The 18,035-nt window shown below is 56.9% G+C and carries 18 protein-coding genes and 1 pseudogene; 8 read left to right on the forward strand and 11 right to left on the reverse strand.

The window, feature by feature from the left end; genetic code table 11:
- The 6 genes from HNQ72_RS29340 to amyA form a co-directional block, all read right to left on the reverse strand.
- On the reverse strand, window positions 1-2,355 hold the full coding sequence (locus HNQ72_RS29340; protein WP_183998097.1) for a SpoIIE family protein phosphatase: 2,355 nt from the start codon (window positions 2,353-2,355) through the stop codon (window positions 1-3).
- Window positions 2,355-3,455 (reverse strand): class I SAM-dependent methyltransferase, encoded by a 1,101-nt coding sequence (locus HNQ72_RS29345; RefSeq protein ID WP_183998099.1) that lies wholly within the window; start codon window positions 3,453-3,455, stop codon window positions 2,355-2,357. Before HNQ72_RS29345 ends, HNQ72_RS29340 begins: the two co-directional genes overlap by 1 nt.
- A 68-nt stretch (window positions 3,456-3,523) precedes the next feature.
- Entirely contained in the window at window positions 3,524-4,000 is a 477-nt protein-coding gene (locus HNQ72_RS29350) for a hypothetical protein (protein WP_183998061.1), read from the reverse strand.
- 44 nt (window positions 4,001-4,044) lie between these two features.
- Window positions 4,045-5,718: a putative bifunctional diguanylate cyclase/phosphodiesterase gene (locus HNQ72_RS29355; protein ID WP_183998063.1), complete on the reverse strand. Its 1,674-nt coding sequence runs from the start codon at window positions 5,716-5,718 to the stop codon at window positions 4,045-4,047.
- Window positions 5,719-7,018: 1,300 nt separating this feature from the next.
- Entirely contained in the window at window positions 7,019-8,548 is a 1,530-nt protein-coding gene (locus tag HNQ72_RS29360) for a molybdopterin-dependent oxidoreductase (protein ID WP_244654628.1), read from the reverse strand.
- A 165-nt stretch (window positions 8,549-8,713) separates the two neighbouring features.
- The gene (amyA, locus tag HNQ72_RS29365; protein ID WP_183998065.1) at window positions 8,714-10,198 is read right to left on the reverse strand and encodes an alpha-amylase; all 1,485 of its coding nucleotides are present in this window, start codon (window positions 10,196-10,198) and stop codon (window positions 8,714-8,716) included.
- Window positions 10,199-10,470: 272 nt separating this feature from the next.
- On the opposite strand from amyA, the gene HNQ72_RS29370 reads away from it, so the two are divergent.
- Window positions 10,471-10,992, forward strand: a complete 522-nt coding sequence (locus HNQ72_RS29370) for an SMP-30/gluconolactonase/LRE family protein (protein ID WP_183998067.1) — start codon at window positions 10,471-10,473, stop codon at window positions 10,990-10,992.
- A 146-nt stretch (window positions 10,993-11,138) separates the two neighbouring features.
- On the opposite strand, the gene HNQ72_RS29375 is transcribed toward HNQ72_RS29370, so the two are convergent.
- Together HNQ72_RS29375 and HNQ72_RS29380 are read right to left on the reverse strand one after the other, a co-directional pair.
- Entirely contained in the window at window positions 11,139-12,032 is an 894-nt protein-coding gene (locus tag HNQ72_RS29375; RefSeq protein WP_183998069.1) for an SDR family oxidoreductase, read from the reverse strand.
- Window positions 11,971-12,549, reverse strand: a complete 579-nt coding sequence (locus tag HNQ72_RS29380) for a hypothetical protein (RefSeq protein ID WP_183998071.1) — start codon at window positions 12,547-12,549, stop codon at window positions 11,971-11,973. The genes HNQ72_RS29375 and HNQ72_RS29380 overlap by 62 nt, the downstream gene beginning before the upstream one ends.
- Between HNQ72_RS29380 and HNQ72_RS29385 the strand changes: the two genes are divergently transcribed.
- From HNQ72_RS29385 to alaE, 5 genes and pseudogenes are all read left to right on the forward strand, one after another.
- Window positions 12,526-12,999 (forward strand): response regulator, encoded by a 474-nt coding sequence (locus tag HNQ72_RS29385; RefSeq protein WP_183998073.1) that lies wholly within the window; start codon window positions 12,526-12,528, stop codon window positions 12,997-12,999. The genes HNQ72_RS29380 and HNQ72_RS29385 overlap by 24 nt on opposite strands.
- Window positions 12,959-13,366 (forward strand): response regulator, encoded by a 408-nt coding sequence (locus HNQ72_RS29390; protein WP_183998075.1) that lies wholly within the window; start codon window positions 12,959-12,961, stop codon window positions 13,364-13,366. Before HNQ72_RS29385 ends, HNQ72_RS29390 begins: the two co-directional genes overlap by 41 nt.
- A gap of 1 nt (window position 13,367) precedes the next feature.
- Window positions 13,368-13,586, forward strand: coding sequence for a hypothetical protein (locus HNQ72_RS29395; RefSeq protein WP_183998077.1), 219 nt, complete (start codon window positions 13,368-13,370; stop codon window positions 13,584-13,586).
- 220 nt (window positions 13,587-13,806) lie between these two features.
- Window positions 13,807-14,328, forward strand: coding sequence for a hypothetical protein (locus HNQ72_RS29400; RefSeq protein WP_183998079.1), 522 nt, complete (start codon window positions 13,807-13,809; stop codon window positions 14,326-14,328).
- Window positions 14,329-14,522: 194 nt separating this feature from the next.
- Window positions 14,523-14,916: pseudogene (gene alaE, locus HNQ72_RS29405) on the forward strand (L-alanine exporter AlaE).
- Here alaE and HNQ72_RS29410 read toward each other — a convergent pair.
- Genes HNQ72_RS29410 through HNQ72_RS29420 form a run of 3 tightly spaced genes read right to left on the reverse strand, consistent with a single transcriptional unit; the run spans window position 14,917 to window position 17,186 of the window.
- Window positions 14,917-15,138 (reverse strand): hypothetical protein, encoded by a 222-nt coding sequence (locus tag HNQ72_RS29410; RefSeq protein WP_183998081.1) that lies wholly within the window; start codon window positions 15,136-15,138, stop codon window positions 14,917-14,919. It lies immediately after the preceding pseudogene.
- Between the two features lie 52 nt (window positions 15,139-15,190).
- Window positions 15,191-16,819, reverse strand: coding sequence for a chaperonin GroEL (gene groL, locus HNQ72_RS29415; protein WP_183998083.1), 1,629 nt, complete (start codon window positions 16,817-16,819; stop codon window positions 15,191-15,193).
- A gap of 52 nt (window positions 16,820-16,871) precedes the next feature.
- On the reverse strand, window positions 16,872-17,186 hold the full coding sequence (locus HNQ72_RS29420; protein WP_183998085.1) for a co-chaperone GroES: 315 nt from the start codon (window positions 17,184-17,186) through the stop codon (window positions 16,872-16,874).
- 277 nt (window positions 17,187-17,463) lie between these two features.
- On the opposite strand from HNQ72_RS29420, the gene HNQ72_RS29425 reads away from it, so the two are divergent.
- Complete coding sequence (locus tag HNQ72_RS29425) at window positions 17,464-17,736, forward strand: usg protein (RefSeq protein ID WP_183998087.1); 273 nt, start codon at window positions 17,464-17,466, stop codon at window positions 17,734-17,736.
- A gap of 93 nt (window positions 17,737-17,829) precedes the next feature.
- On the forward strand, window positions 17,830-18,035 hold a 206-nt coding region (locus HNQ72_RS29430; RefSeq protein ID WP_183998089.1), incomplete at its 3' end, for a hypothetical protein.

Raw genomic sequence — 18,035 nt, forward strand, 5'->3', positions numbered from 1 at the left:
CTACCTGTGCCGTAAGACGAGAAGCGTGATGTCGTCGTGAATCTTATGCGAACCTATATAGGCCATCAGCTTGTCGATAATGCCGGTGGCGATGTGGTCCGCACTCTGTTCGTGCAATCGCACAGCCTCCTCGCAGAGGCGCTCGATACCGAAAAGCTCTCCTTCCGCGTTCTCGGCCTCCGTGACGCCATCGGTGTGAAGGACGATGATATCGTCTTTCTCGAGCGTAATCTTCCGGGTGTTCACGAAGGATGAGATATCGGACTCCAGCCCGATCGGAAGGCCGAGATCCATCGTCTCGATCCGTTCCAGGGCGCCATTCGCCCGAACGATGATGACCTCTTCATGCTGGCCCGAGATGAACATGTCGTTTCCGTCATAGTCCAGAAATGCGAGGGTCAGATGCTTGTCGATCCTGGTGCGGACGATATTCTTGAACAGCGCGCTGTTGAGGTCGATGAGAAACTTGACTGGATCGGTCGTGCCCGCTTCCTGCAAGGCTCTGGCGACGGATTGGACCATGAGCATGAGCACGCCGCTTTCCAGTCCATGGCCGGTTACATCGCCGATGCCGATCTTGAACCGTCCGTCGGCTTCGAGGACGTCGTAGTAATCGCCGCCCACTTCATCGGCGGCACTCATATAGGCCGCGATCTCCAGGTCCTTTGATGAAGACAATTCCGAGGCAAGAGGCAGAACCATCATCTGGATTCTCTCGGCAACCGCCAGTTCCGTCCCCAGGCGACGGTTCTCCCGTTCCAACTGGGCGTTGAGGATCGATATTTCCTCCTTCGCATCTTCGATTTCGGCGGTTCGTTCCTCAACCAGCTGTTCGAGGTTTTCGGTGTGATAGCTGATCTGCTCGGCCATTCGGTTGAATGCTTCGCTTGCTTCACCGACTTCATCGCGACTGGCGACCGCCACGCGAACGGAATAGTCCTGCGCCTGGATCCGTCGCGCCGCGCCCGCTAGTGCGCTGATCCCGCCGGTGATGCGTTTCGAGACTGCAAGCACCGCCATCGTTACGATCGTCAGGGAAAGCAGGATTGCGAGGATCTGATAAAGAACGATGCGGTTGGTCGCATCGGAAATTTTGGCCTGGGCGGCAAACAGCGAGGCGTAGATTTCGCGCTCGGGCACGACGATCCCGAGTGACATGGCGTCTTTCCTCACCAGTCCCGGTTGCCACAGATTGACCGGTGGAAGCTCCTTCATGATCACCATGAAGGGCACGGTTTCACCGTTCTGATCCAGCAGAAGGTGTCGGATCCCGGTGCCGGGATTATTGGCCAGTTCGGCTATGGCGGGTTGTGAACTGCCCTTGAGCGAACGCTCCAGCCCTGTAACGCCGGTTCCCTTGGTGTCACTTGCCGAGCGCAGGCCAATCGTCTTTTCACCATCCTTGCTGATGGCAATGACGTTTCCGTCAGACATTGCCAGAAACCCGAAACCGCTCTCTGCAACCTTAACATTCTCAACCGTCTCGGCGAGCTGATCGAGAGTGATATCGGCGCCGGCGGTTCCGGCGACAGTTTTCCTATCAGCACTCCAGAGTGGATGAAAGAAGCTGACGATCTGTTTGCCTGTTATCGCGTCGGTGTACGGAGCGGTCTGGGTAATGTCATCCGGAACGGGTTGCGACCCGGCGCCGGTCGCCCAGCTCTGCCATGACTCGTAAAGGCCGGGAAAAAAGAAGTCCCAGAAATTGGCGTCGTTATGCCCGGGATAAAGCCGGTCGAAAGTCTGTGCCTGGTCCGTGTAGGGCGCAGTCCTGAATATCGGACGCTCCTTGGGGCCGATGAAATACATCTGAAGCTTCGAGGAGCCGCTCTTGAGAAGACTTGGCGCAACAAGATCGAGAATGGAACTTGCCTGAATTTCGGCCTGTACGTCGGGTCTTGGCGAGTGATCCTTATCCAGCAGATAGCCCCACGCGCTGACGACAGACGGTGCGCCGGGTGCGTTTTGCGCCCACTTTCCGGCAGGATTGAAGGAAAGGCGCACGCTGTCCGGCGAAGTGCCTGAGATCGCAGACCCGATGTCTGCCTGTCTTTGCGGGCTGTCGATCTGCTCCTGCAGGACGTCTGCCAGTACACCAACGTCGTTGTTCACCTGGCCGAGAAGCAGAGAGACCTGGGCTGCAGTGGAATTCGCATAGGTGCGAATATAGTCTTGGCTCGCCTGCTCAAGCCCATGACCGACCTCCTCGGCCGCATCCCGCGACAGACGCTGAACGTTCCATAAGGCGAGCCCGCCACTGATCAGCAGATCAATGAGCACTGCCCCCCCGACAACGAGGATGAACTTCGCTCGAAACGAACCCCAGGGCCTGCTGCTGGTCGGTGTGTTGGTCATCAATACGGTTTCCGCCCTGATGCCGCCCAGATCGGCCATCCCGCATAACCCTTCGGGTGAAGGGCCGCGAGAACATGATCCTTGAAGCCTTGCCGAAACCGTCTGATGAAATCCGGCGTGTCGCCTCGCCGCACCGCCATCTGACCGGCATAGACGGTTTCCCATGCTTCGATCACATCGGCGAAATCCTGCGGATCTCCATCGAGGTTCGTCACCATGAAGGACTCGACCTTTATGGCATCGAAGCCTGCATCGTTCAGAAGTCGGCGGCTTTTCGGCCCCATCTCGACATCCATGTCGAAGTGACTGAAAAGCTTGGCTACCTGTTCATAGGTCCAGCGGATCGTTTCCGAATGCGGCTCGCCCAGGCAATGCGAGTTTTTCTCGTTGGTGATGTAGACCCTGCCACCCGGCTTGCAGATCCGATACAGTTCGCGGAGCAGAACATCCGGGCGATCGAAGATCTGCAGTGAATGGCGGCAGGTGACGAAATCGAATTGATTGTCTGCCAGCAGCATCTGCGATGCGTCGCCATAGGTATATTCAATCGAATTCAAGCCGAATTCTGCCGCTACCCGTCTGGCATATTCCAGGCTTTTCTTCGAATGGTCCAAGGCGACGAGACGCGTCGGATTAAATTGCCGTTTTATCAAGGTCGCGAAGTCCCCGATGCCACAGCAGATGTCTGCAATGGTCAAGCCATCGCGCAAGCCATGCCGGGGGAGAATTTCGCGCTCATGGCGCCAGGTCATTTTTGTCTGTGTTCGAAGGATCGGAATGAAGCTCTCGTCCTCCACGAAGGTTTGCCCCGGATAAAAGGCTGAATCATAAATCTCGACCGAGAGGTTGGGTTGGGTCGATGCCAGTGTCTGGAATAGGGGAGCGGACCAGGCGATGACGCTCGAGGTGACGACGACGATCATGCGCTGCGGCTTCTGCTCGCAGGCGCTCTTCAACACTTCAGCAAGACAGCGAAAAGCGGTCATGTTCATATGGGTGAGGCGCTTTACGTTCACATAGGCGGTGCTGCCGCTCTCTGCGAGACTGCGCCGGACCATGTTGATCACACTTGCAATCTCCTGGACCGAGCGCGGACGCATTCTCCCGCTGAGCACGATCTCTTGGTTGATCTCGTTGAATTCTGCGGAAAATGAAGAGGTCTGTCGGCTCAACGAACAGCCTCCCGCGGGAGAAAATCTGCGATCAGCGTCACACGATCGTCTCCATCTATTTCGATATCGAGGCTCACCCCGATGGCCTGTGCAAGCATCATCAGGTGGTGAGCAGGGTGCTGGCCGCTTGAGTCGGCCGACCTGTCGAACGAGGACCATGCCGCCCGGTTGTTCCTGTCATAGGAAAACGCGACGCTGGCACGCACGAGTGCTTCATTCCTGAGGAGATTGAAATCAATCCTGCCGACCGGGATGGCCGAGCGAAAGGCCAGTTCGATGATCTCATTGATGAGAAGCGAGCTGAAATTGGCGCAACGGGCCGGGTCTTCGTGTGACTGGGCCAGAAGATCTGCGAGATATTCGGCGATCGTGTCGCAAAGGCGAAATTCCGAGATGAACAGCCCGACATCCAGCGCCAAAGCTGCCATGTTCTTTAATGCGCCTGGTTTGGCGCTGATGTGTTGTCCGGTCATAATCATCTTCGCCCGCCTTGCCGAAAGATGGTGAGGTATCGCTCTTACATACGAACATATTCATCGGGGATGATGGGCCGTCGAGTGACTGTTTTCAGCATAAATCCAGAACCTGCCACGAACTCTCTTATCGCCTGGGTGGGCAGGGGTTTGCCGATCGCATGACCCTGGAGGCGATCACATCCCAGACCACGGAGCCAGTCGGCCTGCTCCGCCGTTTCGACACCCTCGGCGGCAACTTCCATGCCCAGATCGTGAGCCAGGGTTATGACCGAACGAACAATGGCCTGGCTCTTGGTATTCGTCTCAAGATCGGAGACGAAATACTTGTCGATCTTCAACGTGTCGAAGGGAAAGTTCTTCAGGTAGCTCAGGGAGGAATATTGCGTTCCAAAATCGTCGAGCGCTATCCTGATGCCGAGTACGCTGAGTGTGTTTAGAGTGTCGAGGTTGTTGACGGTGCGTTCCAGCAGCACGCTCTCGGTGATCTCCAGCTCAAGACGGTCGGAAGCAAGACCGACACTATCGAGAACCTGGGAGATCCGATCGGTCAAACCGCTGACCAGGAACTCGGCAGGAGACAGGTTTACAGCGACGATATAGTCGGATGGCCAGTTCAGTGCTTCGCGACAGGCATTTTCTAGAACCCAGCGCCCGATCTCGCTCATCAGGCCATCGGTCTCTGCCATCGGAATGAAAACCGCCGGAGGAATTTGCCCGAGTAGGGGATGCTGCCATCGCAACAGAGCCTCGAAGCCGATCAGCCGATCGCTTTCGGCAATCGGTTGATATTCGATGGAGAATTGATCCCTCTCCAAGGCTATCCGCAGGCTGCGCCTCAGAAGTTCCCTTTGCTCGATGATCTGCAGCATTGAAGCATCGAAGGCGCTGGCTCTGCCGCGGCCTTCCTTTTTTGCCGCGTAAAGGGCAACGTCGGAAGCCTTCATCAGGGTTTCCGGATCGGAGCCGTCGGCAGGTGCCGTGGAGATGCCGACGCTGAGACCGACAAACACCGAAATGCCGTCGATGGTGAAAGACTGCTTGAAGGCCTGGACGAGAGCGTCTCCCAATTCTCTCTGCCGCTGCTTGTGGCCGGAGGCTGTCGATATTATTGCGAATTCATCTCCCGCCAATCGATAGGCCCGCTCCGTGTCGGTGAGGCAGTCCTTGATCCGGCCTGCGGCAAACTGAAGGAGTTTGTCGCCGGCGGGGTGGCCTAACGTATCATTGACCGGTTTGAAATCATCGAGATCGAGTTGCATCAGGCAGACGGCATTGCTCTCGGCCGGGATGCCCATGAGGACTGCCGACAGGTCGCTGGCAAACTGCCGCCGGTTTGGCAGCCCGGTCAGCGGATCGTGGGTCGCTTGATGCAGCAGGGCGGCCCGTTCTGCTCTGTCACCTGTCCGGTAGGTCTGTACAACGGCATAGAAATCACCGATGGCGTGAAGAGCAAGTTCGCGAAATGAGCCGTTACCCAGGTCGTGGCTGAAATGAAGTGACTGCTTGTGCGCCGATTCCGAATAGCTGGTGACAGCCGTACTATCGAGCTCGGGATAGATATCCCACAGGAAGAGGTTACCTTCGCGCAGGGCGGGGTCTGTCAGGTCGGCCGTTGTCTCGACAAGTCTGAACTTTCGATCAAAGAGCGCGATTGTGTCAGCCCAATCTCCCGTAGCTTGTGTGGAATGCTGCCAACTGGATTGCGCATTGCTCATCTCTGAGAGAATCCCTCCTCGCCACAGGCTGCTTTCTCGCTCAGCCCAGATATAGGGTTTATATTAGAGTAAGCTACTTAAAAATCGACCAATAAATTCTCGCGGAATGTCAGCTTCGATCTGCGGCCGGATCTTCATGATCCTTTTCCGCGGTTTGGCAGAACCCTGTCTCCCGAATCGAGATCCCAGAACAGCCCCGTCATCATCTACAGACCTTCAAGGGCGATGCTGGCCGGCAGATGCTCGTTTAGTTCGTGCTGCCTGCAGCCGGGATAGGGGTGCGGTATCCACAGCGTGGGAAGACCCAGATTGACCGAAAAGGCATCGTTGGGAATGGTGCCGCCAATGTTGGGCAATATTGCTGGGTCGTAGCCGATCGTTGGAGGCTGCCGCCCATCTGACCCGAGGGTCTTCCGGGTCGAGGCGGGTTGCGGGAAACAGCGCCTCCTGCTGTGCAGAAATCTCGACCATGGTGAAGCCGCTGGCGTTGTCGCTTGGCACTTAATCGTAAGAATGCGCCCGTTCCGGCTGTCAATGGCACTAATTTGAGACTATTCGGCACGATTTTCGTGCTGGACGTCTTCCGGTCCGGCGATAACCTACTGTAATAACGACATTTTTTGGTGGAGGGTCGACGACAGGCAGCCATTTTGAGCCAAACGGCGAATCTCACATTAACTGCAAAAGGCGAAGCCGGAATCTGAAATTAAATGCCAAGTCTCAGATTAGGTGTCGGCCTATCCTGCTGAAATTGTTAGGACGGGAGTCTTACGGTTAAATGCAAAACGACAAGCGGAGCCCGATATGCCCATCCTGCTGGTCTCGGCTATGCTGAGAGCAAGGGTTGATCCAGACCTCCCGCGCTTGACAAAGCCTTTCCGTAAGGACGAACTCGCGGCAAGTCTCGCGCAACCGGTGACCTAATCACCTTTACACATTGAAAGATGCTTCGTCACGGACGTGATGACGTGATGACGTGTTTGTCGGAAGCGGATGCTGCCCTTGTCGTGGGTCAGTCGTGACGATCTGGATTGACGCTGAGTTACAGCGAGCCGACGAAGGCTCCAATCTATTCGCTGATGAAATAGCCGTCTTTCTTTACTGCCTTCGCAACGCTTACTGCCTCGTGGCCAAAGATTTCCTCCTCAAGTTTAAAGGCTTTCCAGGAGACCCAAGATTTCCCATCCGGATGGCCTGGGCGAGGAGAATTCTGATCTTCAACGATCAAGTAGGGCGGATGTGATCCTGCGTGGTCAGTTGAAAACAGGTATGCGTCCATCATGTGACCTTGTGATACTGACTATAGGGCTGCGTGGGTTTTCACTTGTATGCGAACAGGCACCGCCTTTGACGCCGGCGTCTTCGACAACTCATCGTGATGGTCGATCGCAACCAGTACATTAGCTTCAGGATAGTATGCTCCGATCGTCCCTCGCGGAAGGTTATGCTGGGTCACCTTAAGATCGGGAAGCTCGCGCGTGATCCCGTGTAGCCCCGCCGACCGAATATCGTCGGCACACATCAGCACTACGTCTCGGGTTCCCTCAATTCCACGAAAGCGGTCAGAGTATCCGTAAATCGTCTTGTTGAACTGATCGTTCGACCGCATGGTGACGAGGCGATAGCGCCCCTCCGCGTCGCCGAAGGCCAGCACGTTTAACTGTTTGAGCGTGGTGAAGACTGCTTTTTTCTCTTCAGTCTTCCAGACGCGCTCGTGCGCCGCATTGCCGTGATAAAACCCTCCCGGCTGAAGCGTACGATCATTATACCGCTCGAATTGATCAGGGTAGGTCGCCTCGATGAGGTCGCGGACAAGCCCGTAATCACCTGTCCATTCATCCCACTTCAGCTTTGGGCTCGGAGCAACTGTTGCTTTCGCAATACCAGTCACAATCGCAAGTTCGCTGCGCAGGTGCTTGGAAGCCGGCGTCCGCTTACCGACCGATCCCGAGATGTTGGAAAAGCTGTCTTCGGTGGAAACGGACTGCGCGCCCGTGGCTTGCTCGTCGCGCTCTAAGCGCGAAAGGCACGGAAGGATGTAGGACTTCGTGCCTGGAAAGAGGTGGCTTCGGTTCAGCTTCGTCGAAACGACGACGGTCAAATCCTGCTGGGCCCAGGCGTTTTCCATTGCCTTCTGATCGGGAACGGCGCGGACCAGGTTACCGCCAAGCGATATGGTTGCCTTGATCTTTCCTGCCATCATGCCCTTCACGGCATCGACGATAGTCACACCATCTTCGGTTGCCGGGTCGAAATCGAAGAGAGACTTCAGCTTGTTCATGGGGATAAGCTTGGCCTTTTCTGCAATACCGACAGTTCGTTGGCCCTGCACGTTGGAGTGGCCACGGACGGGACAGCACCCAGCGCCCTCCCGGCCGATGTTTCCGCGCAGAAGAAGGAGATTGACGACCATGGCAACATTCAGAGCGCCCTGCGAATGCTGTGTCAGCCCCATTCCGTAGACGCCGATCACGCGCTCCGCGTGAGCGTAAATCTCTCCGGCACGTCTAATCGCATTCTCAGTCAGGCCGCTTTCTGCCTCGATGGTGGTCCAATCCGTGGATCGGATGAGATCGATAAAGCTGTCGAAACCGACCGTGTGCTCGTCGATGAAGGGAAGGTCGAGAACGCGCGATGCACCGGACGCCACTGCCGCATCATCAGCCTCGACGAGGACCTTACAGAGACCGAGAATGGCAGCGATGTCACCGCCAGCGCGAACCTGGAGATACTGATCGCTGATCTGGGTCTCGCGCCCCGTCAGCATATCAACAGGGCTCTGCGGGTTGACGAAGGAAAACCAGGCCCTGCTCGGCAAGCCGATCGACACAATTCTCATCCTGACCGGTCGAGGACCGTTCATGTGTGCTGTTTATCCGCGTCATGGCGATTGTCCAATGAGTTCGGCACCCTAACGGTCGCGCCGGACTTTCGTTTCCGGGCAGCGGTTCGGCGGACCATTCCGGCACACTGCCCATCGAGTGGCATCGCCGCTTCAGAGGGCGCCATTCTGGACCCAGACACTGACGCTGCTGCCGTTTGTCGGGAACGTAGCCTTGCCGTCGTCACCGACCACGATCTGAGCCTGGTGGTGGTCGAGCACATCGACGTAAGTTTTACCCGCGTGATCCGTTCCGAGCTCTGCGAGCTTCTCCCCGCCTTCGCCATTCGACATGACGACGACGCAGCCGGGTGCGTCTCCAGTTCCATGGCGGATAAACCCGATACAGTGCGGGTCATCGAACAGGTCCGTCTGCGGACCGTTGGCGAACCGTTTTCTGGCGTCGATGAGCGCCGACAGGCATCCGATGGCCGGCATCTCGACGGCGCGATGTTCGCCGTCCTTATCGTCCGTGTAGCTTGCGCCATAAAGGTCCGGATAGAAGACACATGGCACGCCCTGTTCGCGCAACAGGATTAGCGCGTAGGCTAGCGGCTTGAACCAAGGATCGACGGCCGCCTCGAGTGATTGCAGCGGCTGGGTGTCGTGATTGTCGACGATGGTGACGGAATGATCGGGATGCACGGAGACGAGCGATCCGTCGAAGATCGTCCGCATATCGAAATCGCCGCCAGCCTTCGAAGCCTCATGGAAACGGTGGTGCAGCGCCACGTCGAACACCGTCAACTGGTGATCAACGAGATCGAGATAGCTCTTCAGCGTTCCCATGTCCGGGTGCCAGTATTCGGCAACCACGAACAAGTCCTCCTTGACGGTCTGGCGCATATGGCCAACCCAGTCACGGAAGAACCAGGCCGGAATATGTTTGGCGGCGTCAAGACGGAAGCCGTCGACGCGCACCTGCTCGGACAGCCAGCGGCCCCAATAATTCAGTTCTTCGTAGACAGCCTTGTTGCGAAACTCGACATCGGCGCCCATCAGGTAATCGAAGTTGCCAAGCTCGTCGTCGACCTCGTCATTCCACTCGCCTTCGCCATACTCGTTGACCAGCCGGAAGACTCCGCTCTCATCCGGGTTTTCGATGACGTCTACACCGCTAAAACACTTCTGGTCCCAGACGAATTCGGAATGCGCGCTAGCGCGGCCCGGAAAGGTGAAGCGGGTATAAGCCAGTGCCCCAAACGCTTCGTCCTCGATCTGGGTGCGATCGTCCGGATTAACCCTGCGAACGTGGACGCTTTCCTTATCGTCGGCGCCCATCTTATGATTGAACACGACATCGTGGATCACGCCGATACTGTTCTCGTTCAGTACCCGGCAGGCATACTCCAGGGTAGCTTTATCGCCATACTTGGTCGCGACAGTGCCCTTCTGATCGAACTCGCCGAGATCAAACAGGTCATAGGTATCGTATCCGACTGAAAATCCGCCCGCAGAACCTTTATAAGCCGGAGGCAGCCAAACATCGGTGATGCCTATGGCTGCCAGGCTCTCGGCCTTCTCCGCCACTTCCTCCCAATGCCCGCCTCCGTCTCGCGTGTACCAGTGGAAGAATTGAAGAAGCGTGCGTTGCGTCATGGCGAACCTCATTGATGTGGCGGCGATTAACGGACTGATGGGCGATTGGTTTCGTGGCGCCATCCACCAGATGTTTTTACTTGCTGCGGGTTCGTTCCTTTCCTCATGTCGAGCGTTTGACAGCTGTTATCACTTAGCTGGAGATTAGAATTCGCCTGCCTCCGTGCGACATCAGCCAAACCCAGCTCACTTTGAACCAAATTAGGAACGCTCAGCTGGACGCTTACAAAAAAAGTCACGTTCGCTGTGCCTAACAACGGCAGCCTGTTACTGTGCCTCGAAGACGGTGTTTCGTCTATGACCCTCAGACCGGGGAGGAGAGAGCGATTGCAACGCTCAGCTTGCCACGCGATCACCGCTTCAACGATGGCAAGGTTTCGCCCGAAAGGCGGCTTTGGGGGGGCACGATCGATACGTCCGACCACCCGTCAGAGACTGCTGGGCTGTATAAACTCGACGACAACAACCTCGAACTCGTCGAGAGTGGCTACGAGAACGCAAACGGCAAGGCCTGGAGCGCTGACGGGACAATCATGTACTATGCCGACACTGCGCGCTCGACTATTTGGCAATATGACTACGATCCTCAATCGGGGAAACTGTCAGGTAAGCGCGAGTTCGTAACAGTCGATAATGGCAACCCTGACGGTCTCTGCGCTGACGACCGTAAGCGGGTTTATGCCGCAATCTCTGGCGGAGCACGGATTGACGTGTTCGAGCCGGACGGCCAGCGGATCGCTGTGGTCGCGCTACCGGTTCCGAACCCGAAGAGCTGCACATTTGCGCCGGGTTAGCCGAAGATGCTCTACATCACCACCGCATGTGACGGGATGGACGACGATGAACGCGCAAAATAGCCGCTAGCCGGCGCGATGTTCAGTGCGAAACTTTCGTCGATCTTCTGAAGTGAGAGGGCGGCCTTCCGGCCGCCCTTTCAACCTTACGCGATACCGTCACCGCCGGTCGCGCCGAACACTTCTCCGGTCAGATAGCTGCCTTCCTGACTTGCCAGTAGAACATAAAGCGGAGCGATTTCCACCGGCTGGCCCGGCCGCCCAAACAGCGTCTGCTCGCCGAACTTGGTGACCTTTTCCTGCGGCTGGCCGCCAGACGACTGCAACGCGGTCCAGAACGGACCCGGCGCAACAACGTTGGCGCGAATGCCTTTTTCCATCAGTAGTGCAGCCAGCGCCTTTGTATAAGCAACGATGCCGGCCTTCGTTGTCGCATAGTCGAGCAAGATCGCCGATGGATCATATGCCTGAATGGATGCAGTCGTGATGATCGCGGCGCCTGCCGGAAGGTGTTCGACCGCCTCCTGCGAAATCCAGTGCATTGCATATAAGTTGGTCTTTAGCGTCTTATCGAAATCCTCGGAGGTAACCTTAGAGATGCCCTCGCGATGTTGCTGACGGCCAGCGTTGATGACCAAGATATCAAGACCGCCAAGAGCATCGACAGCCTTGCGAACGAGTTCACGGCTCCATATCTCATCGGTAATATCGCCCGGAAGAGCAACCGCTTTGCGGCCTTCCGCTTCAATCAGAGCGATGACTTCTTTCGCATCGCTTTCTTCGCTATCCATGTAGGAAATCGCGACGTCGGCGCCTTCGCGCGCATACGCGATAGCCGCCGCGCGGCCGATGCCACTGTCACCACCCGTAATGAGCGCTTTGCGACCGGTCAACTTGTTGGCACCCTTGTAGCTCGTCTCACCATGGTCAGGCTTCGGATCCATGTCCGCGGCAAGACCCGGTACCGGCTGTGGCTGTTCAGGGAATGGCGGCTTTGGATACTGGTGGCGCGGATCTTGCATCGCCAGTCGATCGGTCATTTTTTTCTCCTTGGTGATCGTTTTGTGGTCGGTTCTCCGGGTCCGGCGCATATTCCTTGTGCAGGACCGAAAGCGTCATCAGGTGGGCGAGATAGGTCAAACCTTGGGGAAGGTTGCCTAGAAAGCTGCCGGTATTCGGATCAATCGTTTCCGAAAAAATGCCGACGCCACAATTCAGCGCAACGCTTAGAGCGTCGTACCTTCGCAATGCCTCCTGTCGGTTTCCGAGAATGGCATGTGCCTCGATCATCCAGAACGAGCAGGCAAGGAAGCATCCTTCTTCCGTCTCGGCCCCACTGTATCGGTAATGGAACTGACCCTTGCCGAGTTCCCGGTCGATCGCGTCGATCGTGGCGTTCAGTCGCTCAAAGGTGCCCATCTGCATCGTGGTACTCTTCTTGTAGCCCGCATTAAGTGCCACGCGTCCCAGCTTGTTCCCTCGAGAATTTGGAAAACAACTGGAACGTTCAGTTCCCTTGCAGCTTCTAGCGACATGGAAAATCTGAAGCCCTGTCAAAAAGTGCTCATCGTCGAAGATCAGTACCTCATCGCGATGATGATAGAGGACGCCGTGATCGCGGCCGGCTTCGACGTTTGCGGCATGGCTGCTTGCCGGCAAGACGTACTTGATCTGTTTGATGAGACCGATATTGCGTTGGTTGACGTCAACGTGCGCGCCGGCAAGACGGGGCCGGGCATCGGCGCCGAACTCGCAGCCGCCGGCAAGACCGTGATCTTTATGACCGGTAACCCCGAGGAAGTATCTCTGGTGTCTCGGGTGCTCTGGGGGTTATCTCCAAGCCAGTCTTCGATCCTGAACTTGCGTTCGTTTCCTACGCTCCTGCCCACTATGGTGACGTCCGTCACTCCATTCGCCCTCCTCGTAATCTCCATCTGTTTGCATGATGTAAGCCAAGGATATCTACATGGCCGACGATACCGCGCCGCACGCTCTGGTCGTCGATGACGATGCTGTGATCCGTATGGATGCTGCCGGCATAAGCGAGCAGGCAGGTTTCCGGCCACTTGAGGCTTATGACGTCGATAGTGCCATACCTGTTCTCGAGACGTCTGCGGACGATATCGAGCTCCTGTTCCCCGATGTGCAAATGCCCGGAAGCCGAGATAGGCTTGCGCTTGCCCGCGAATGCGCTAAGCGCTGGCCACACATCAAAATTCTTGTCGCGTCAGGTCAAGCGAAACCAGGACCTAATGACCTGCCGGACGACGCGGTCTTCATCGGCAAACCTTTCAGCGCCGAAGTCGTGCACACTCGACTGATCGAGCTGCTACCCGACGGCCAGAAGCCTGAACCTCTGAAACGGAGATCATGACATGGAAACGAAGAGCTTTACAGCTGAGATAGATCGCAGCGACATCAGTTCGGAAAGATTTAAGGTGGTCGCGCTCAACGATCCTACCGGCGACGACGTGACTGATGTTATTCTCGATCCAGCCGTTGTATACAACGACAAGGATGCTTTGCAGGTCGCCGTCGCTGGCAAACTTGGGCTGGAGTACCAGGATGTGGCCGTGGAAATGCAGGGAAATTAAATTCGGCTTATCTCATGCTCAAGCGTAGTACAGCGAGCTCGTGCATGCTGTATCATACGTACTGGCTGGCGCCCTACTCCGATCGAGCATATGGCAGGTAAAATCAGCAACTGCGGTCTCATTGATGGGTTGAGTTGGCATCAGCTGGCTGATCCGCTTTTCTCTGATCTATCGGAGCTAAGCAGGAAAACCTCGTCTCACATCAGCTCATCCGGAGAGCTTGATAAGCTTCACCGGCATCGAAACCGGTCTTGCCGGCTTCGGCCTCGAAATGCTGGCAGATGTCGCAAAAGGAGGTGCCTGGTATATCGGGTTGTTGGCAACCCCGGGCGCAGCGGAGACCTTCTTCAAGGGCCGCGAACAAGTGCTCATTGGAGATTTCATCATTCCTGCTGCGACAGTTGTGCGTGACGCGATGACGCCGCGGGACGTCGCCGAACTGGCGCGCGGCTACGCAGGCGAGGGCGGCTGGAGCGGCGCGCTCGCGCTCTATGGTTCGATGCTTGGCGAGGCCGAAGCGATCAGGGCGATCGCAAAGGACGTTCCACTTACAATTCCGAGCATGGCGATTGACCGCGCCGGAAGCGATTTCACGCCGCAAACGCTGCAGGCTGTCCATAGAGGGAGGGTCCGCGCTCAGGCCATTGAGGCTGTTGGGCATTACATCGCGACGGAAGCCCCGGACAAACTCGCCGCGGCGCTACTGGCCTTTTTCGGAGGCCCTTCATCCGAGGCGAACTAGTAGTCACTTCAACATCATTCTGGAACAGTAACGGATTATCGGCATTTGCTGCTGGCACCCATCGATTGGCAGCAGCGCCGATCCCGCCGACGGATCTGCGTTTAAACAGCCTTTAGAAGGAACTCGTTTTGGCAAATCATTCGCCCAATCCGGCGCGCCGAACAGCTTTTATTGCTGACACTGTCGCGCTGATTTTGTTCTTCACAACCACCGGCATAATCAACGAACGCTTTATCGCCGGCATGACCTGGGATCAGGTGTTTCAGGCACGCCTGACCGGCGCAGTGCTTATGGTCCCTGTCGCCCGACCCTATGGGCTATGGCGCGACTTTTTGATGAAGCGGGCAAGCGACACGCGTATCTCACAGCTGCTATGGGACAGCCTGGCACTCGAGTTTTCAGGTCCCGATTTACGGATTGATCATCGCCTCGACTGGTGCATCGGGAGCAGGTTTATCCTGGGGCATCCTCGGGGCGGCGGCAATGATGCTCTTTCTCGGGCGGCCGTATGGCGTGTTCCTAAACTGGGTGAGGACGCTGTTCGGTCTACCTCCCCTTGAGGAGCGACGCAGAGAAGGGATGATGTGATCATTTTGATGTTTGATGACGAATGCCGTCGGATTGGGTAGACACAATGGCTGCTTCCAAAAGCTGCGCCCGATCGCGCACGCCTCGATTGAAGTGCCTGGCGACCGTCGCGGTCAGCCGACCGATTGCTGCGGGATCGCGCACGATGCCTTGAGTGCGTGCGACTTCCTTGACGACGCTGGCGCAAAAGAGTGCATCCTCTTTCGAAATTGGTGCTGTCATATTATCCCCGCCAGAATAGCCCGCCCCTTGCTGGGGCGGGCCTTGGAACCGGTTAGAAATCCATACCCGGACCGGCGGGCAGGGCGGGAGCGGCGTCCTTCTTGGGCTTCTCTGCGATCATCGCTTCCGTTGTCACCAGGAGGCCGGCAACCGAGGCCGCATCCTGGAGAGCGGTGCGGACGACCTTGGCCGGGTCGATAACGCCCTGCGCGTAGAGATCGCCGTACTCGCCGGTCTGCGCGTTCCATCCGAACGACAGATCAGTCTTTTCCCGAAGCTTGCCAACGATGATCGAACCCTCCGCGCCGGCATTCTCAGCGATCTGACGCACAGGTGCCTCGATCGCCCGGCGGACGATATCGATCCCAACCCGCTGATCGTCATTGGCAGTCGGAAGACCGTCCAGTGCTTTGACCGCACGCAGGAGTGCTACGCCACCACCAGGCAGAATGCCTTCTTCGACGGCTGCGCGCGTCGCGTGAAGGGCATCATCGACGCGGTCCTTCTTCTCCTTCACCTCGACTTCGGTCGAGCCGCCGACGCGGATGACGGCAACGCCGCCCGCGAGCTTGGCAAGTCGTTCCTGCAGTTTTTCACGGTCATAATCGGAGGTGGTTTCTTCGATCTGGGCGCGGATCTGGGCCACACGTCCGTCGATCTCAGCCTTGGAGCCAACGCCATCGATGATCGTCGTGTTCTCCTTCTCGATCGCCACCTTCTTGGCGCGGCCAAGCATGTTTAGGGTGACGTTCTCCAGCTTGATGCCAACGTCCTCGGAAATGACAGTGCCGCCTGTGAGGACAGCGATGTCTTCCAGCATCGCCTTGCGGCGATCGCCGAAGCCGGGAGCCTTGACGGCAGCGATCTTCAGGCCGCCGCGCAGCTTGTTGACGACGAGAGTCGCGAGCGCTTCGCCCTCGACATCCTCGGCGATGATCAGCAGAGGCTTGCCGGACTTCACTACGGCTTCCAGCACCGGCAGCAAAGACTGAAGGTTGGAGAGCTTCTTCTCATGGATGAGGATATATGGCTCTTCGAGCTCGACCCGCAACTTGTCTTGGTTGGTGACGAAGTAGGGGCTGAGATAACCGCGGTCGAACTGCATGCCTTCGACGACTTCGAGTTCGGTCTCGGCGGTTTTGGCTTCTTCGACGGTGATCACACCCTCATTTCCAACCTTCTCCATCGCTTCGGCCAGATACTTGCCGATCTCCTCGTCGCCATTGGCCGAGATGGTGCCGACCTGAGCGATCTCCGAATTGCTGGTGATCTTGCGAGCGTTGGTCTTCAGCTCCTTAACGACAGCATCGACGGCGATATCGATGCCACGCTTCAGGTCCATCGGGTTCATGCCCGACGCAACCGCCTTGGCGCCTTCCTTGACGATGGCCTGGGCAAGCACGGTTGCGGTCGTAGTGCCGTCGCCTGCAAGGTCGTTGGTCTTCGATGCCACTTCGCGCAGCATCTGCGCGCCCATGTTTTCGAACTTGTCTTCCAGTTCGATCTCTTTGGCGACGGAAACGCCGTCCTTGGTGATGCGCGGCGCGCCGAACGACTTGTCGATGACGACGTTGCGGCCCTTGGGACCAAGCGTAACTTTTACCGCATTGGCAAGCACGTCGACCCCACGCAGCATGCGCTCACGGGCATCGGTGTTGAATTTGACTTCTTTCGCAGCCATTTGTTCACTCCTTCAATAGGCAGCTTTTTGACTGATGGGCGGCGGTGCGTGATTACGCAGCCTGCTTCTGCTCAGCTTGGGCTTCGATAATGCCCAGGACGTCGCTTTCCTTCATGATCAACAGGTCTTCGCCGTCGATCTTGATTTCGGTGCCTGACCATTTGCCAAACAGGATGCGATCGCCCGCCTTGACGTCGAGCGCCTGGATCTGGCCGGCTTCGTTGGGCGCACCAGGACCGACGGCGACGACTTCGCCCTCGGATGGCTTTTCCTTGGCGGTATCCGGAATGATGATGCCGCCTTTGGTCTTTTCATGGAAATCGACCCGGCGGACGAGAATGCGATCATGAAGCGGTCGGAACGACATGTTTTCCTCCGTTGAGCAAAAATGATGACGTTGAAGACCCTGGCCGGACCGGGTGACCAATCCGGACGGGTGCGAACCTCAGTCGAGCGCTCGCGGGCAAAATCTATTTTCCAGATTTTTCGATTTCAAGAGGGGGTTCTGAAAAAACTAGCACTGGCTCGTCGTGGCTGCTAACATGCTGAAAAGGAACAGTAAAAACCAACAGCCAGTTCGGAAAATCATTGATCGCTGCAAAATTTTGCGTCACCTTCGCAGTGTCACGAAACGGAGATGAAGCATGCAATTCTCATCGGACATTGATCGACAGCTCAAGGGCTACGGCCTTACCACCGCATACATCCTCTATCGCATCCCAGACTTTGAATTCGCTCTTCAGACCTATGTCTGGCAGGACTACGATCTTGCACCCGATTTCCCCGAGATGCGCAAGTTCCTGGATTTCTGGCAGAACTCTTTGGATGGGCCTCTGCACTCTGTTCGTTATAGCCACCAGCGCCTGATCGGGCCGAATGAATGGCGGCGCGTCGGTGGCGAATTCAAGCTGCAGTGAACCTTTAATTCAAACTCTTGCTCTCCCAGCTGAGCGGCGGCCAGGGCTTGATGAGCTTGGCCGCTTTCCACGTCTGTATGGAGTCGAGACCGCATGGAACAGAATATCGAGATCATGAAATATGCGAGCGTTTCCGAAAGGGAAGAAATCATTATCGATTTCGCCCGGTGGCTTGAGACAACATCCCAGGACGCTCTGGTCTATGGCGAGGGCCGTTTCGCCTTGATGTCCGCGAATTTGGCTCAGGCAATCCGTGCCAACGCTGATGACCTTGCGCGCGAGACGCCTGAAACGGCTGC

This window comes from Aliirhizobium wenxiniae (assembly GCF_014201355.1).
GTDB classification, from domain to species: Bacteria; Pseudomonadota; Alphaproteobacteria; order Rhizobiales; family Rhizobiaceae; genus Neorhizobium; species Neorhizobium wenxiniae.

What these genes read in the sequence shown, in the direction of transcription:
- HNQ72_RS29340 (WP_183998097.1), bottom strand. Translation starts at nt 2,355, where the DNA reads ATGACCAACACACCGACCAGCAGCAGGCCCTGGGGTTCGTTTCGAGCG.
- HNQ72_RS29345 (WP_183998099.1), bottom strand. Translation starts at nt 3,455, where the DNA reads ATGCGTCCGCGCTCGGTCCAGGAGATTGCAAGTGTGATCAACATGGTC.
- HNQ72_RS29350 (WP_183998061.1), bottom strand. Translation starts at nt 4,000, where the DNA reads ATGACCGGACAACACATCAGCGCCAAACCAGGCGCATTAAAGAACATG.
- HNQ72_RS29355 (WP_183998063.1), bottom strand. Translation starts at nt 5,718, where the DNA reads ATGAGCAATGCGCAATCCAGTTGGCAGCATTCCACACAAGCTACGGGA.
- amyA (WP_183998065.1), bottom strand. Translation starts at nt 10,198, where the DNA reads ATGACGCAACGCACGCTTCTTCAATTCTTCCACTGGTACACGCGAGAC.
- HNQ72_RS29375 (WP_183998069.1), bottom strand. Translation starts at nt 12,032, where the DNA reads ATGACCGATCGACTGGCGATGCAAGATCCGCGCCACCAGTATCCAAAG.
- HNQ72_RS29385 (WP_183998073.1), top strand. Translation starts at nt 12,526, where the DNA reads ATGGAAAATCTGAAGCCCTGTCAAAAAGTGCTCATCGTCGAAGATCAG.
- HNQ72_RS29390 (WP_183998075.1), top strand. Translation starts at nt 12,959, where the DNA reads ATGGCCGACGATACCGCGCCGCACGCTCTGGTCGTCGATGACGATGCT.
- HNQ72_RS29395 (WP_183998077.1), top strand. Translation starts at nt 13,368, where the DNA reads ATGGAAACGAAGAGCTTTACAGCTGAGATAGATCGCAGCGACATCAGT.
- HNQ72_RS29410 (WP_183998081.1), bottom strand. Translation starts at nt 15,138, where the DNA reads ATGACAGCACCAATTTCGAAAGAGGATGCACTCTTTTGCGCCAGCGTC.
- groL (WP_183998083.1), bottom strand. Translation starts at nt 16,819, where the DNA reads ATGGCTGCGAAAGAAGTCAAATTCAACACCGATGCCCGTGAGCGCATG.
- HNQ72_RS29420 (WP_183998085.1), bottom strand. Translation starts at nt 17,186, where the DNA reads ATGTCGTTCCGACCGCTTCATGATCGCATTCTCGTCCGCCGGGTCGAT.
- HNQ72_RS29425 (WP_183998087.1), top strand. Translation starts at nt 17,464, where the DNA reads ATGCAATTCTCATCGGACATTGATCGACAGCTCAAGGGCTACGGCCTT.